The organism is Pseudomonas congelans (genome assembly GCF_900103225.1).
In the GTDB taxonomy this organism is placed as follows: domain Bacteria; phylum Pseudomonadota; class Gammaproteobacteria; order Pseudomonadales; family Pseudomonadaceae; genus Aquipseudomonas; species Aquipseudomonas congelans.
The window spans coordinates 580,877-596,789 of record NZ_FNJH01000001.1; the positions used below are offsets into that span (position 1 = coordinate 580,877).

The following is a 15,913-nucleotide window of genomic DNA, read 5'->3' on the forward strand; positions in this document are numbered from 1 at the left end:
CCAGTCAGCACTAATACGCTTACTCCGAGGCTGAAATTGATGCACATCTCACTCAAGCAACAAGTCGCAATCGTTACCGGCGCCAGTTCCGGTCTGGGCGCAGGTGCTGCACGCGCGCTGGCAGATGCCGGTGCCGCCGTCGTTATCAACTACAACTCCAAGCCTGAACCTGCCGAGAAGCTCGCCGAAGAGATTCGTGCGGCCGGGGGCAAGGCGCTGGCTGTGGGGGCCGACGTTTCGAAGGAAGAAGACGTCGAGCGGCTTTTCGCACAGACCATCGAACATTTCGGCGCGCTGGATATTCTGGTCGCCAATTCCGGCCTGCAAAAGGACGCGTCGATCGTCGACATGTCCCTCGAAGACTGGAATACCGTCATCAACGTCAACCTCACCGGGCAGTTTCTCTGCGCCCGCGCGGCATTGCGCCAGTTCATCAAGCAGGGCATGCGTCCTGATGTGTCACGGGCAATGGGCAAGATCATTCACATGAGCTCGGTGCACCAGCTGATTCCATGGGCCGGGCATGTCAATTACGCAGCGTCCAAGGGCGGCGTCGACCTGTTGATGCGCAGCATCGCTCAGGAAGTCGGCGAGCTGAAAATTCGCGTCAACAGCGTTGCACCCGGTGCCATCCGCACGCCGATCAATGCCGATGCACGCAAGGGCGACGCCGAAAAGGAAATGCTCAAGCTGATCCCTTATGGGCGTATCGGCGAGCCGGAAGATGTCGCCAATGCCGTGCTCTGGCTGGCGTCCGATGCCTCGGATTACGTGCATGGCACCACCCTGTTCATCGACGGCGGCATGACCCTCTATCCGGAGTTCCGTGGCAATGGCTGACTTTTCCGCACAGGCGCAAAACCGCATCGAGGATCACGGCATCATCGGCGACATGCGCAGTGCTGCCCTGATCGCCGACACCGGCAGTATCGACTTCTGTTGCTGGCCGGATTTCGACAGCCCGTCGATTTTCACCGCGCTGCTGGACACACCCGACGCCGGGATCTTTCAGCTGGCGCCCGATCTGCCTGACGCCAGGCGACTGCAGATCTACCTGCCGGACACCAACGTCCTGCAAACCCGGTGGATTTCCGAGGACGCGGTGGTGGAAGTCACCGACCTGATGCCGATCGGCGAGGATCAGGATGATCTGCCGCGCATCGTGCGCCGCGTTCAGGTGCGTTTTGGTGAGGCCACGCTGCGCATGCGCTGCCGGGTACGCATGGATTACAGCCGTGCCGACACCACCGCGCGAGTCGATGGTGACGACATCTGTTTCGAAGCGGCAGGGCAACCGGGCATGCGCTTGTCGGCGGCGACGCCGTTGCGTCTCGAGCAGCACGACGCCGTGGCCGAGTTTCATATGCGCAAGGGCCAGACCATCGAGTTTATTCTTGGCGGAATCGACGACCCGAATGTCGCAGCTGGCCGGTGCTCGCGCTATTTCGATGACACCTTGAAATTCTGGCGGCGCTGGTCCGGGCAATCGCAATACACCGGGCGCTGGCGTGAAATGGTCACTCGTTCGGCGCTGACCCTCAAGCTGCTGACCTCGCGCAAGCACGGCGGCATTGTTGCGGCCGCGACGTTCGGCCTGCCGGAAACCGAGGGCGGCGAGCGCAACTGGGATTACCGCTACACCTGGATACGTGATGCGTCGTTCACCGTGTACGCGTTCATGCGTCTGGGGTACACCGACGAAGCCAATGCATTCATGAGCTGGGTGCGCGGGCGACTGGATGAGTGCTGCGAACAGACCGAGAAACTCGGCATTCTCTATGCGCTGGATGGCCACGCAGAGCTGCCGGAAGAGAATCTCGCTCACTTGTCCGGCTACGGCGGTGCGCAGCCGGTACGCATTGGCAACGAAGCGTACAAGCAGGTTCAGCTGGACATCTACGGCGAGCTGATGGATGCCGTGTACCTGGCCAACAAGTACGGCGACGCCATTTCCCATGACGGCTGGCAGCACGTGGTGCGTCAGGTCGACTATGTGTGCGAGCACTGGAACGACCGGGACGTGGGCATCTGGGAAATGCGCGGCGGCGATCAGCATTTTCTGCACTCACGGCTGATGTGCTGGGTGGCGCTGGACCGGGCGCTGCGCCTTGCCTTCAAGCGTTCGCTGTCAGGGCCGTTCGAGCGTTGGACCAAGGTGCGCGAGGAGATCCACAACGATATCTGGGAGAACTTCTGGAACGACGACCTGGGGCACTTCGTGCAGCACAAGGGCAGCCGCAATCTGGATGCCTCGATGTTGCTGATGCCATTGGTACGTTTCGTCGGTGCCAACGATCCCAAGTGGCTTGCGACGCTGGATGCCATCGAGGCCGCGCTGGTGCGTGACGGGATGGTGTTCCGTTACCGCAACGACGACGATCATGATGACGGCCTGGCAGGCGAGGAGGGCGCCTTCGTGGCCTGCTCGTTCTGGTACGTCGAGTGTCTGGCTCGCGCCGGTCGGGTCGAACAGGCCCATCTGGAGTTCGAGCAACTGCTGCGTTACGCCAATCCGCTGGGCTTGTACGCCGAGGAATTCGACGCGCATGCTCATCACCTCGGCAATACGCCGCAGGCCCTGAGCCATCTGGCGCTGATCAGTGCGGCCAGTTTTCTGGACCGCAAGCTGGGCGGTGGGCAGGCGCTTTGGCAGCCCTGACAAGGTGCAGAAACGGGTCATGAATGGACGCTCAACGCTCCGTTAATGATTCGTTTCACTTGGCCTGCAATGAATACCCCACAGGCTGTTCTTCAAGTCGGTAGCTTTGCGCCACTGTCCCGCAATAACTCAACCGCGGCAGGTAAACGCCGCCGTCGCGAAGGGCCGCTCGAATGGCGACGTCGTCATCACACGTCGCCAGCGTGCGTCCGGCAAGCAGCCCGATCGCTTGCCCCGAGCGCATCGCGCCCATCGGTGTCCAGTCGGCGATGATCAACGCACCTTTGGGCACTACCGGCTCGTAGGCGCGCACGAAATGTTCAGCGGACCGATCGTGCAGGTAGGGCACCATGAAGTAGCGAATATCGTCACGATAAGGCAGTTGCTCCTTGTGCGCCGGAAGGGTGATGACTCCGTTGGCGTACAGTGAATACGTCAGCAGGATGACTGCCGGTGACGACAATGCCGAGAGGTTGAGCAGCGTGGCGCGTGACGTTGTGCGAGGCAGAATGCGCTGCAACTGAACCATGCCGATGATAGTCAGCATCGCTGCCCCGGGCAGAAAAAAGGTAAAGCGGTCGGTCACGTTGTAGGAAATGGCGAACACCAGATTCAGCAGCGCGGCACTCCATAACAAGCGCAACCGGCTTCCCTTGGGAAACAGCAGCCCCGCCAGTTGCGGCCCGATCAGCGACAGCAGCAACAGCGCTACTGCGCTCTTTTCCTCCAAGAGTTTGTCGAAACGCAACAGGCTGCCTTCCCACTCCGGCCCTGCAACGGTTGCGCTGGCCCCGGTCATATAACGATGCGCAATATCCAGCAGACCCATCCCGGCGTTCAGATCATTGATTACCGCAACGGCGGCGGCCACGAAACCGAGCATGAAGCCGGGCAGGGTGATCAATACTCGCGCCTTGTATTGAAACAGCAGGTGCAGGTAAAGCGGCAGCAGAACGACGAACGTCAGTTGATGAACCGAGGCCGCCAGTCCGGTCAGTACGCCAATCAGGAAGAGTTTTTTCAGCGGCGTCAGAAGGAGGCTGTCTTTGAAATACAGCGCATAGGCCATTAGCACGAGCAGCGTGTGCAACAGGTAGACCTCAGCCTTGGTCGACACCCAGAACACCCCATGGGCCAGTATTGTCGCTACGGCAGCAAGCACCGCCTGGCGTGGCCCCGCGCCAACGCTCTGTGCCAATCGATAGACGACCCATGCCAGCGGCAGGAGAAATACCGAATTCAGCAGGCTGAGCGAGCGTGCACCGAACAGGCTGAAAAAAACCTTATTGAGCAACTGATAAAACGGATGCTCCAGTGGGCCGAGCGACTGACTGAAATACTGCCCTTCATGGGCGTTGGCCAGGAACATGCCATTGTCCATCCATTGCACCGGACCGCTGGAGGCCATGAAGCTCGCCGTGATGGCGGCGCCTAGCAAAAACAGGGGGATATACATCGATTTACGCGAATCGGCTGGCATTGAGCCGCTCCTTCATGAGGTGAACAAGGTTTGCGGAGTCTGTTTTGCGGCCTCAAGGCTGAGGATTCGCCGCCGGTGTCGCGCCGGTAAAGCGCGAGAGCATCACGGCCCCGATGGCCACTGCAAACCACAGGGTCGCCAGACGTATCAGCAATGTGGCAGCAACCGCATCTGCCCCCGGCATGCCTTTGAACATCAGCAGCCCGACCATCACCGCTTCGGCGCTGCCCAGCCCGCCCGGCATGAAGCTCAAGGCGCCCGCGAGCATCGCCAGTGCGTAGGTGAATACCGCGAAGGTCAGCGGGATCTGTGCGCCCATCCAGCCAAGCATCCAGTGAAATGCCAGTGCCTCGGCGCTCCAGGCCAGCAGACTTAGCAGGCTGGCGGTCAGCAGCACGTTGCCATGCAGGCACTGGCGAGCGGCAAGCAGCACGTTGAACAATTGCTGCCAGAGGCTGCTGATCCGCGTGTTTCCGGTGGGCGGTGAAACCTGTAAACGCTCCAGCAAATGACGGCGAGACATCACCAGTGAACCGGTCAGAACCAGTGCCAGACCGAGCAGGATCATCGGCTGCGCCTGCGGATACCAAGACAGGCCGAACAGCGTGAGCAGTACGATGGCCAGCAGATCGGAAAGACGCTCGCTGACAAACGCGGCAAAGCTTTGCGGGTAAGGCACGCCTAGCGGCCTGAGCAATACGCCACGCAGCGCTTCACCGGCCTTGCCGGGAGTCGTGGTCAGGGCGAAGCCGGCCAGATAGATCCGCAGGCTTTTCCGCCAGTCCACCGGATGCCCCAACACCGAGAGGTAGAGTTGCCAACGGACGAAGCGCAGCGCGTAGTTGATGGCAGACATCGACAACGCTACGCCGATGCCGAGCAGCCCGACCTTGCCAGTCGCTTGGCTGACCGCCTGCCAGCCGCCCCATAACGAGAAACCCAGATACCCCATGGCCGAGAAGACGATCGACAGGAGCACTGCCCGATAGCGCCACCCGGACAGCAGCGGCAAGCCGGTCACAGGTTGAGCCTTTTGAACAGTGGCTGCGGGATCGAGCGAATCACCCACATGATCCATGCCCAGAAGCCTGGCGCGTAAAGGCTTGTGGATCGGCGTGCAATGCCATTGACGATGCGTGGCGCAACGTCTTCCGGTTGCGCCACCAGCCAGGCCGGCAGCGGCAGCCCTCGGGTCATGGGGGTGTCGATGAAGCCTGGCTTTATGGTCACTACGTGTACGCCCAGCTTGAACATCCGCGCCTGTAACCCTTCGCAGAACGTCGAGACGGCAGCCTTGGCCGAGCCGTACAGATAATTGGAAGGGCGCCCGCGATCACCCGCGACCGAGGAAATCACCGCCAGTGTGCCGCAACGCTGGACCTCGAAATGCTTTGCCAACAGGGTCAGCAAGGCAATGACCGATGCACCATTGGTGACGAATTCCTGCACGGCCAGCCCTGCGTTCTTCTCGCAGGCCTTCTGATCGGGCAAGGTGCCGTGAGCCAGAAGCACGATATCAATCTGCTCCAGTGCAGTCAGGCAACCGGCCAGCATCGCCGGGTGCTCCGAAAAGTGAGTGAGGTCCATTTGATAGGTGCCTACGTGTCCGGCACCGCTAGCCCTGAGGTCTGCGGCATTGCCCAAGAGCTTGTCCGTATTGCGCGCCACCAGGAAAAAATCACAGCCTTGCGCAGCCCAGAGTCGGGCGCAGGCATGGGCAATGGTCGATGTAGCGCCGATGATCAGAATTTTTTTCATGACATCACTCGTTTCCAGAAGCGGGACATCAAAGAGGGGTCGCGCAGGGCTTCCAGTTGTTCCCACGCCGGATAGGCCTGACGGAAGTCGCTGCCGCTCATGTGCGCATCCTTGGCCGGGTACAGTCGCCCACCCGCGTCACGGACAATGGCGTCCAGGCGCGGGAACAGGGACCCGGCCAGATCGCGCGTCTGCGCAAAGTCCAGAGCCAGCGAGGTGCCCTGCATCGGGAAAGACAGCAACCCGGGCGAGGCGATGTCACCGCAGCGCTTGAGCACCGCGAGGAATGATCCCTGTCCCGAGGCTGCGATGGCATCGAGCAGCAACTGCATGGCCTGGGGCGCGCAAGGCTCTGGAATCACGCACTGGTATTGCTGAAACCCCTTGCGACCATAAAGGCGGTTCCAGTGCAGAATTCGATCCAGCGGGTAGAAGAACGCCTCGCAGGCGCTGCGGCGCGGCGTCGGCAGGTGTGAGTGCGCGTACCAGTACAGCGAATTGAACGCACGCAAGGACAGGGTGTTGACCAGCGACACCGGAGGCGTGAATGGCACGCTCAGGCGATTGCGCGCCTCAACCGGCAGTGACCCGTAACGGGCATGGTCGCCGACGATGTAGACCCCTCGGCCGCTATTGACACCACGGGCCAGGCAGTCGATCCAGGCCACGCTGTACTCATGCTGCGCATCCAGCTCTTGCGACAGCGTAAAGAACTCCGCCAGATTGGCGAAGCGCACTACCGTACTGTCAATCTGGCTGCTGCGGATAGGCATCAGTTGCAGCTCGACCCAACTGATAACGCCAGTCAGGCCCAGGCCGCCGATGCTGGCGGCGAAAAACCGGGGATTGTCCACGGCTGAGCAGACCATGGGCGGTTCGCCATGACGTATCAGCTCGAAACGCATGACATGACAGCCAAAGGTGCCGCGCTGATGATGGTTCTTGCCGTGCACGTCATTGGCAAGCGCGCCGCCTATCGTCACGTACTGTGTGCCTGGCGTGACCGGTAGAAACCAGCCGTGCGGGATGGCAGCCGCGAGCAGTTGTGACAGTGTCATGCCCGCTTCCAGCTGCACCACGCCGCGTTGCCAGTCGGCAGCAATGAAGCGATCCAGCTTGCGCATGTCCAGTACCTGATCGCTGCTGGCCAGACAGCTGTCGCCGTAGCTGCGGCCGTTGCCGAAGGGCAGGCTGGTGTGATGGCGCGCAATGGCTTGCGAGAAGAGCGCGGGCAAGCGTTTTATCGAGTCACACTCGTGACCCTTCTGGGCAATCTGCGGGTAGCGGCCCCAGGAGTAGAGAGGCCCGCTCATGCTGCGATCCAGAACACCAGCAGGAACAGCAAGCCGATCCCCTGGCTGATCCGGTCGCGAATCGCAAAGACCACCGGGTCCTCGTTCATTTCACCGCGATGGGTAAGCATCCAGATCCGGGTAATCCAGAACAACAGCAAGGGGCAAGCCAGCCAGATAACGTGTGGGTGCTGATACAAGGCCGCCGTTGCTCCTTCATGGATGTAAAGAGCCAGCACCATCACTGCCAGATTGCCTGACGAGGCACCCAATGAGGCGATCATGTCCAGATCGCCCGGGTAGTAACCACGACCACCCGTCTTGCCTGTTACCGCGCGCAATCGTGCTTCGCGCAGTTCGGCGTAGCGCTTGACCAGCGCAAGGCTGAGAAACAGAAACATCGAGAACGCCAGAATCCAGAACGTCAGTGGCAATTGAAACGCCGCCGCGCCGGCCAGGATGCGCGTGGTATAGAGCATGGCCAGAACGATGACGTCGACGGCCATGTGGCGCTTGAGGTAAAGCGAGTACACCAGTGTCAGCAGGTAATAGGCTCCCAGCACTGCCGAGAACTGCCACGGCAATCCTGTCGCTGCGGCGGAGAAGGCTGCGGCGAGCAACAGCGGTATGACCAGCAGGCCGGATTTTATCGACAGCGCACCGCTGGCGAACGGGCGCTCGCGCTTGCTTCTGTGGTGGCGGTCGTCTGCCAGGTCAAGGAGGTCGTTGAGCAGGTATACGCTGGATGCGCACAGCCCGAAACACAGAAAGGCCAGCAAACCGTCGAGCAGCAATTGCGTGCTCTGGACCTGATGGGCAGCCAGCAAGGGGACAAAAATCAGTGTGTTCTTCAGCCATTGATGAAGACGCAGCGCCTTGCGCCAGGCGCTGTTCCCGGACGCTGCCGATTGGATAACCTGCGCGACATTGCCGTGTGCCCGTGCCTCGCGCTCGACACCGGCAAGCGGGCTGGCGACGATGGCCTTGCGCGAGACCTGCCAGATGCACAGATCGTCCTGGGAGTTGCCGATGTAATCAAAGCCCCCTTCACCATAATGACTAACCAGCAAATCGCGTTTGCGATGCGCAGACAGGTTGGTTCTACCGTCCGAGGCCCACACCTGATCGAACAGTTGCAGATGTGCCGCGATCCGGTGGGCGAGGGTTTCGTGGGAGGCCGTTGCCAGAATCACGCTTCGACCGGTCTGTCGCTCGGCCTTGATGTAATCAATGACGTCAGGGTTGAAGGGCAGTAACGCCACGTCAATATCGGTACCCAGGGCCAGACCTTGCTTGAGAGACGCCTTGCCTTGCAGCAGCCAGGCGAAAAGGCTGAACAGCTTTAGCGGATGTCCACGGATAAAGGCCACTGCGGTTTCAAACAGCATGTCAGATCGCAGCAATGTTCCGTCGAGGTCGACAACCAGCGGTGTATGAACCTCAAGAATTCTTCCTTGAATACCGGGCATGAATAGTTGCTCCTGTGAACGTGAGCGCACTATGGAACGAAAACGGACATTCGCCACTTCAATAAAATTAAACCCTATCAATAATTCAGCTGTGCCGATGGCGTCAGAAAAATCGACGGTGTATTGATATGCACGGCGCGATGACTATTGATTCAATAGTCGATCACATGACGGAATCTGGCGGTGAAACTGTAAAGTTCATGAGTCACTAGTTCACCAGAGAACCGACGTTGCGCATTGCTTCAAGTTCGTCGAACACGGCTGTAGGGTCGGAACTCCGGGCCTTGTTCGCCACGACCGTTTTTTTGTCCTGACGCGTCATAATGACGTCTTTGTCGAGCGTCCTTCGGAGTCGTAATGACCCATCCCCTGTTGCGTGAGCTGATACCGCTGGTGTCCGACCTGTCCAGAGAGTTGCCGGACGAAGAGCGCTATCGGCGCCTGCTGCGCTCGTTGCGCCACTGGCTGCCGTGCGACGCTGCTGCACTGCTCAGGCTTGAGGATGACGTGTTGATTCCGCTCGCGGTGGATGGCCTGAGCGCGGATACGCTCGGTCGCCGCTTTCGGGTTAGCGAACATCCACGCTTCGATGCGCTGCTGGCGAGTGACGGGCCCGTACGGTTTTCAGCCGACTGCGAACTGCCGGACCCCTATGACGGCCTGGTCGATGGTCACGGTGCGCTGGAAGTGCACGACTGTCTGGGCTGCGCGTTGTCTGTGCAGGGCCGCCCCTGGGGCTTGATCACCCTGGATTCTCTGGACCCCGCGAGTTTCGGCAGTGTCGATCTGGACAGTCTGCAGGCCTTCGCCAGCCTTGCGGCAGCAACGGTGATGGCGGGGGAGCGCATCAACCAGCTGGCGCGAGGCTTTGAAGATCAGCGACAACTGGCTGAGGTCTACAAGCGTGCTGCCGGTGGGCGAGCGCCCCGCGAGCTGATTGGCCAGAGTGCCGCTCACCAGCGTTTGCAGCAAGAGATAGGGCTGGTCGGCAACAGCCCGCTGACCGTGCTGATCAATGGCGAAACCGGTGTCGGCAAGGAACTGGTGGCCGAATCGATCCACCAGCATTCGCCACGTGCGCACAAGCCGCTGATCAGCCTCAACTGCGCGGCGCTGCCGGAAACACTCGTCGAGAGTGAGCTCTTCGGTCACGTCAAAGGAGCTTTTTCCGGAGCGATCAACGGCCGCAGCGGCAAGTTCGAGTTGGCCGATGGCGGTACGCTGTTCCTCGACGAGGTGGGTGAGCTGCCATTGTCGGTGCAATCCAAGCTGTTGCGTGTGCTGCAAAGTGGCCAACTGCAGCGGGTCGGCTCGGACAAGGAGCATCATGTGGACGTGCGCATCATCGCCGCCACCAATCGCGATCTGGCCGAAGAAGTGCGGTCAGGGCGATTTCGTGCCGATCTCTATCATCGACTCAGTGTTTACCCGTTGCACGTGCCGGCCCTGCGTGAGCGCGGGCGCGATGTGCTGCTGCTGGCCGGGTATTTTCTGGAAGAGAACCGCGTGCGCATGGGGTTGCGCGGACTGCGCCTGAACGCCGATGCGCAACGCTCGCTGATTGCACACGACTGGCCGGGCAATGTTCGTGAGCTCGAACACCTGATCAGCCGGGCAGTGCTCAAGGCGCTGTCTGCGCATCCTCACAAGCCACGCATCCTGACCGTTGAAGCTTGGGCGCTTGCGCTGGATGACGTGGCGCCCGGCGTGTCGTTACCTGCAGCGGCACCCGCTCATCAGGCGATCATCGAGGGGCCAGGGCTCAAGGCGTCGGTTGATGCTTATCAGCGTTTATTGATTGCCGAGTCGCTTGAGCGGCATCAAGGCCGATGGGTGGAAGTGGCGCGTGAATTATCCGTAGACAGGGCCAATCTCAATCGACTCGCCAAGAGGCTGGGAATACGCTGATATATCCAGATGAGGTGTTCATTGGTCGCACGCATCAAAAAAATAATGAATTTCTTTACTGTGAACAGAGTCACCTATACTTCAAGCCACTGCTGAAAAAGGATCAGGCATTCAATGGCACTTCCAAAGCATTACCGCATTGATTATCTGCTGAATGGTTCGTTCAAGAGTTTTTATATACGAACCGAGAACATGGATAACGCTGAAGCGTGGCACTGTGCAAGTGTCGACGCAGGCCTCGCACGCATACCTAAATACCGATTGGAGAAGGTTGCACGCGTATCGAAACCTTACGCGGAGCACTTTGGTGTCACCAACGTCGAATGGGCTCAGGCCTGAGCCCATTCGACCGTACACCCCGTCAGCGATGAGCTATCTGCTCCAGCGCCAGATTACGTGTACGTGGCCCGAACCGGCCGATCGTGACGATCACGATCAACATACTGCCGACGATAAAGGCCAGCACGCCTGGCGTGCCGAAGTGGTCGAGAAATATCCCGATCAGCAGGCTGCTGAACACCGTTGACAATCGGCTGAACGAATAACAGAAGCCCACCGCGCGAGCGCGTATGTTGGTCGGGAACAGCTCGCCCTGGTACGAGTGATAGCTGAAGCTCAGCCACGCGTTGCAGAACGTAATCATGATCCCGCAGAAAATCAGCCCTGCCGCGCTGGTTTGAAACGCGAACAGGCTGCCAAATATCATTGCTCCCAGTGCAGAGCCGACGATTTGCCATTTGTTCTCGAAGCGGTTGGCAAATTTTACGAACAGCAGCGGCCCCAGCGGATAGGCCAGCGTAATCACGAACGCGTACGCGAGGCTGTGGGTGACGCTCAGGCCCTGACCAGAGAGCAGGGCGGGCAACCAGTTGCCGAAGCCGAAGAAACCGATGGCCTGAAAAACATGAAACACGATCAGCATCAAGGCGCGGCGACGATAGGGTGGCTGCCACATGTCGGCAAATCTGCCGTTGCCTGACAGCGCCACGTTTTCCGGTTCAGGTTCATCCAGTGGTTTGCCGTGGTCTTTGATGCAGCGTGCCTCAATCCCGTCCATGATTCGCTCGGCTTCATCGAAGCGTCCCTTTTGCGCCAGCCAGCGCGGCGACTCCGGCAGCGCCGAGCGCAGCCACCAGACGAACAGGGCAAAGACTGCACTGCTGATCACTACCCAGCGCCAGCCGGAAAATCCGAAAGGATCCTGGGGCACCAGCCACCACGACATCAGTGCAACGCTGGGGACTGACAAAAACTGAATGAAGAAGGCAAAGGCGAATGCCGAGCTGCGTATGCGCTTGGGCACCAGTTCCGACAGGTAGGTGTCGATGGTGACCAACTCGACCCCCAGGCCGATACCCACAACGAAGCGCATGCCTATCACGCCCAGCGCGGAGGTCTGCAGGCCCATGATTACGGTGGCGATGGTGTACCAGATCAGCGCGAAGGTAAAGATCGCGCGACGGCCGTAACGATCGGCAATCGGGCTGACGAGGCTGGCACCGAAAAACAGGCCCAGAAAGGTCGCCGAGGCAAAGGCCGCCTGATCTGAAAAGCCGAACAGGCCCTGACTGCCCGTGGCGAAGATTCCTTCGCGGATCAGGCCGGGACTGATGTAGGCGGTCTGGAACAGATCGTAAAGCTCGAAAAAACCGGCGATGGACAGCAGCGCGACCAGTCGCCAGATGGTCGAGACCGCAGGCAAACGGTCGATACGTGCCGAGATATAAGCCGCACGTAACGCTTCGTCCGCCATGGTGGGTGTCTGGTGGGGAGGGTTCATCAGTGGCCATCCTGAGTTCTTGTTGGAGACTGGATGGTACCCTTTACAATTGGTAATGATTAGAGCAGTTTGCGTTTATCAGCCGTCTGAGGATTAATAATTGTTTATCTGGCTGCTTTATTGAGTTTTTATTTCACTTCAGGTTGATCATTCATCTGCCAAACCGCTCTTGTCCATTACGTCACTCATGCTTATACGCCCACGCCAGTTCAGCTTGATGTATCGACCTTCAGACCATGAGATAGCCCCGGTCTGCGGCGCGTTATCGGTCGGATCACGTCAAGCCGGAGCTGCGTCGCCGGCATCGTGCGCTACGCTGCATCCAAGGGTATGTGCAACATGGAAAGTTGCATCCAAATGACGGCTATAGATGAACGTCGTTGAGGATGACATTGCCTGAGACAGCGTTAATAACTGAACTCAATAACAAGGATGTTTATATGTCGAACTTCCAGGAAACCAAAGCCACCGTAACCTTTGATTAACGGAAAGCCGATGGTCGGCACTATCATCTCAGGCGAAGGCACAGTTCAAGGCAGATCACTGAGTATTCAATGGTCTGCCTGGCCGATCCGCGGTCGAGTGGTTTGTTCGAGTCCACCGAGGGAAGCTTCTGTAAATAATCTTCCCCATCCGCTGAAAGCAAGGGGCCGATTTCGCTGCGCATGTATCAACATGTGTCGCAAAACCTTAGGATGAGCTTCTTCATTCTTCTGCTCGACTGGTTCCCGTGACGTACAAACTGCCCACCACAGCCACTGCTCCTTTTTGCCCCTCGGCGACCACCGATAGCGTGGCCATTCCGCCAAACGCCTCCCTGCTGCGCAAGATGATGCTGTTCGTCGGGCCTGGCCTGCTGGTTTCCATCGGCTACATGGACCCCGGTAACTGGGCGACAGCTATCGAGGCAGGCTCGCGTTTCGGTTATTCATTGCTGTTTGTAGTGGTGCTGGCCAGCCTTTCCGGCATGGTGCTGCAAAACCTTTGCTCGCGTCTGGGCATCGTCACCGGCCGTGATCTGGCGCAGTTGTCCGCGGCTCATTACAGCCGCAAGGTCGCCAAGGGCCAGTGGCTGCTGGCAGAGTTGTCGATCATTGCCACCGATCTGGCGGAAGTGTTGGGGACTGCGCTGGCGTTTCATCTGTTGCTCGGCGTTTCCATCACCACCGGTGTGGTGCTGACCGCCTTCGATACGCTGATTGTGCTGGCCTTGCAGGGTGCCAATTTTCGTCGTCTGGAAGCCATTGTGCTGGGGCTGATTGCAACCATCGCCAGCTGCTTCGCCGTGGAGTTGTTTCTGATCAAGCCGTTCTGGCCGGACGTCGTCGCGGGTCTGAAGCCGAGTTGGGATGTGTTGAGCAGCCAGGAGCCGCTGTACATCGCCATCGGCATTCTGGGTGCTACCGTCATGCCGCATAACCTTTATCTGCACTCATCCGTGGTGCAGACTCGGGTCAACGGTTCGGACCAGGCCAGCAAGGCCAGCGCGATTCGCTACGCGCGGCTCGATACCATCGGTTCGCTGAGCCTGGCACTGCTGATCAATGCGGCGATTCTGATCCTCGCTGCTGCAGCATTTCACAAGACCGGGCATACCGAGGTGGTTGAGATTCAGGACGCCTATCACCTGCTCGATCCGCTGGTAGGCGGCGCGATTGCCAGCGTGTTGTTCGGTATTGCCTTGCTGGCGGCGGGGCAGAGCTCGACATTCACCGGCACCATTGCCGGGCAAGTGGTGCTCGAAGGTTTTCTGCAGGCGAAAATTCCGTGCTGGCAGCGGCGCTTGATCACCCGTGCGCTGGCATTGATTCCGGCGCTGATCGGCGTGGTCTGGTTGGGTGACAGCTCGGTTGGGCAGATGCTGGTGCTCAGTCAGGTCGTGCTGAGCCTGCAATTGCCATTCGCGCTCTGGCCGTTGATTCGTTTTACCAGCGACCCACAATTGATGGGGCCGTTCGTCAACAGCCGGCTGGTCAAAACGGCTGCCTGGGGGCTGTTCGGGCTGATCTCGGCGGCCAACCTGACGTTGCTGTGGTTCTGGATCAGCTGAACTTGACCGGCTGCAGCGACTCTCACACCTGACACCAATGTCAGCCGTCAGGTAGCCGGACATGAGCACACCGAACGACAAGGGCAGCGTCTTCGAAACCGATTTGCCCGCCCGTCTAGACCGTCTTCCCTGGGGCCGCTTTCATACCTTGCTGGTCGTGGCGCTGGGGATCACCTGGCTACTGGACGGCCTGGAAGTGACCCTCGCAGGTTCGGTAGCCGGCGCCTTGAAGGCCAGCCCGGCGCTCAACCTCACCAACAGCGACATTGGCCTGGCAGGCGCCGCTTACATTGCCGGTGCGGTGCTGGGTGCGTTGTTCTTTGGCTGGCTGGCGGACCGTCTCGGGCGTCGCAAACTGTTCTTCATCACCTTGCTGCTGTATGTCGGCGCGACGGCCGCCACGGCGTTCTCCTTCAGTGTATGGAGCTTCATGCTGTTCCGCTTTCTGACCGGCATGGGCATCGGCGGCGAGTACACGGCAATCAACTCGACCATTCAGGAATTTACCCCGGCCCGCTATCGGGGGTGGGTCGACCTGACCATCAATGGCACGTTCTGGCTGGGCGCCGCGCTCGGTGCGATTGGCTCGATTGTCTTGCTCGACCCGCTGTGGATCGGCGCCGAGCTGGGCTGGCGCCTGTGTTTCGGGATCGGCGCGGTATTGGGGCTGCTGGTTCTGCTGATGCGCCTGTGGTTGCCAGAGAGCCCGCGCTGGTTGTTGATACATGGCCAGGCTGAACAGGCGAAGCAGATCGTCGAGCAGATAGAAGCAGACTTGCAGCGCCAGGGGCACGTATTGCCCGCCGTCGCGGGAAAACCCCTGCGCCTGCATGCCCGTGACCATACGCCGCTGGGCGAGGTCGCCAGAACGTTGCTGGTGACGTTTCGTCAGCGTTCGTTGGTAGGCATGACGCTGCTCACGGCCCAGGCGTTTTTCTACAACGCAATTTTTTTCACCTATGCACTGGTGCTGACCGACTTCTATGACGTGCCGGCCGAGCGCGTCGGTTGGTACGTGCTGCCACTGGCGCTGGGCAACTTTTGCGGTCCGCTGCTGCTGGGCAGACTGTTTGACGTGGTCGGTCGACGGGTGATGATCAGCCTCACCTATGGTGTCTCGGGCGTGCTACTGGCCATCAGCGGCTATCTGTTCCAGCAAGGTTTGCTGGACGTCACCCAGCAAGCCATCGCCTGGATGGTGATTTTCTTCTTTGCATCGGCCGCGGCCAGCTCGGCCTACCTGACCGTCGCCGAAACCTTTCCACTGGAGATCCGTGCCCTGGCGATTGCGGTGTTCTACGCATTCGGTACCGGGCTGGGCGGGATGATTGGCCCGACGCTGTTCGGCGAGCTGATCGAAACAGGTGAGCGCAGCAATGTGCTGATCGGCTATCTGATAGGCGCAGGGCTGATGTTGCTGGCGGCGATTGTGCAGTCGATATGGGGCGCGGCTGCCGAGCGCAAATCTCTGGAAGACGTGGCCAGGCCGTTGTCGCAGGCCGGGGACCGATAGGGGG

General features: G+C 59.7%; 12 protein-coding genes. 6 read left to right on the plus strand and 6 right to left on the minus strand.

The window, feature by feature from the left end; all coding sequences use genetic code 11:
* Nucleotides 1–39 precede the first annotated feature (39 nt).
* Nucleotides 40–840, plus strand: coding sequence for an SDR family oxidoreductase (locus tag BLR20_RS02515; protein ID WP_010433174.1), 801 nt, complete (start codon nt 40–42; stop codon nt 838–840).
* A complete protein-coding gene (locus tag BLR20_RS02520) occupies nt 833–2,659 on the plus strand; it encodes a glycoside hydrolase family 15 protein (protein ID WP_054992911.1) in 1,827 nt (608 codons plus the stop codon). Before BLR20_RS02515 ends, BLR20_RS02520 begins: the two co-directional genes overlap by 8 nt.
* A gap of 55 nt (nt 2,660–2,714) precedes the next feature.
* On the opposite strand, the gene BLR20_RS02525 is transcribed toward BLR20_RS02520, so the two are convergent.
* From BLR20_RS02525 to BLR20_RS02545, 5 genes are read right to left on the minus strand one after another with little or no spacing between them, the layout of a single operon-like run.
* Entirely contained in the window at nt 2,715–4,139 is a 1,425-nt protein-coding gene (locus BLR20_RS02525) for a glycosyltransferase family protein (RefSeq protein WP_054992910.1), read from the minus strand.
* 52 nt (nt 4,140–4,191) lie between these two features.
* Nucleotides 4,192–5,160 (minus strand): lysylphosphatidylglycerol synthase transmembrane domain-containing protein, encoded by a 969-nt coding sequence (locus BLR20_RS02530; RefSeq protein ID WP_054992909.1) that lies wholly within the window; start codon nt 5,158–5,160, stop codon nt 4,192–4,194.
* The gene (locus BLR20_RS02535; RefSeq protein WP_054992908.1) at nt 5,157–5,897 is read right to left on the minus strand and encodes an SDR family oxidoreductase; all 741 of its coding nucleotides are present in this window, start codon (nt 5,895–5,897) and stop codon (nt 5,157–5,159) included. Before BLR20_RS02535 ends, BLR20_RS02530 begins: the two co-directional genes overlap by 4 nt.
* A complete protein-coding gene (locus tag BLR20_RS02540) occupies nt 5,894–7,210 on the minus strand; it encodes an FAD-binding oxidoreductase (RefSeq protein ID WP_054992907.1) in 1,317 nt (438 codons plus the stop codon). The genes BLR20_RS02535 and BLR20_RS02540 overlap by 4 nt, the downstream gene beginning before the upstream one ends.
* Nucleotides 7,207–8,658, minus strand: a complete 1,452-nt coding sequence (locus BLR20_RS02545; RefSeq protein ID WP_054992906.1) for a UbiA family prenyltransferase — start codon at nt 8,656–8,658, stop codon at nt 7,207–7,209. Before BLR20_RS02545 ends, BLR20_RS02540 begins: the two co-directional genes overlap by 4 nt.
* 357 nt (nt 8,659–9,015) lie before the next feature.
* On the opposite strand from BLR20_RS02545, the gene norR reads away from it, so the two are divergent.
* Both norR and BLR20_RS02555 read left to right on the plus strand, forming a co-directional pair.
* Nucleotides 9,016–10,566: a nitric oxide reductase transcriptional regulator NorR gene (norR, locus tag BLR20_RS02550; protein WP_032613866.1), complete on the plus strand. Its 1,551-nt coding sequence runs from the start codon at nt 9,016–9,018 to the stop codon at nt 10,564–10,566.
* A gap of 114 nt (nt 10,567–10,680) precedes the next feature.
* Entirely contained in the window at nt 10,681–10,905 is a 225-nt protein-coding gene (locus BLR20_RS02555; protein ID WP_003407519.1) for a DUF6555 family protein, read from the plus strand.
* A gap of 22 nt (nt 10,906–10,927) precedes the next feature.
* Here the strand turns inward: BLR20_RS02555 and BLR20_RS02560 are convergent, their stop codons facing one another.
* Nucleotides 10,928–12,346, minus strand: a complete 1,419-nt coding sequence (locus BLR20_RS02560) for an MFS transporter (protein WP_032613868.1) — start codon at nt 12,344–12,346, stop codon at nt 10,928–10,930.
* A gap of 793 nt (nt 12,347–13,139) precedes the next feature.
* On the opposite strand from BLR20_RS02560, the gene BLR20_RS02565 reads away from it, so the two are divergent.
* Nucleotides 13,140–14,396 (plus strand): Nramp family divalent metal transporter, encoded by a 1,257-nt coding sequence (locus BLR20_RS02565; RefSeq protein ID WP_235809994.1) that lies wholly within the window; start codon nt 13,140–13,142, stop codon nt 14,394–14,396.
* Between the two features lie 61 nt (nt 14,397–14,457).
* Nucleotides 14,458–15,909, plus strand: a complete 1,452-nt coding sequence (locus BLR20_RS02570; protein ID WP_032613870.1) for an MFS transporter — start codon at nt 14,458–14,460, stop codon at nt 15,907–15,909.
* Nucleotides 15,910–15,913 lie beyond the last annotated feature (4 nt).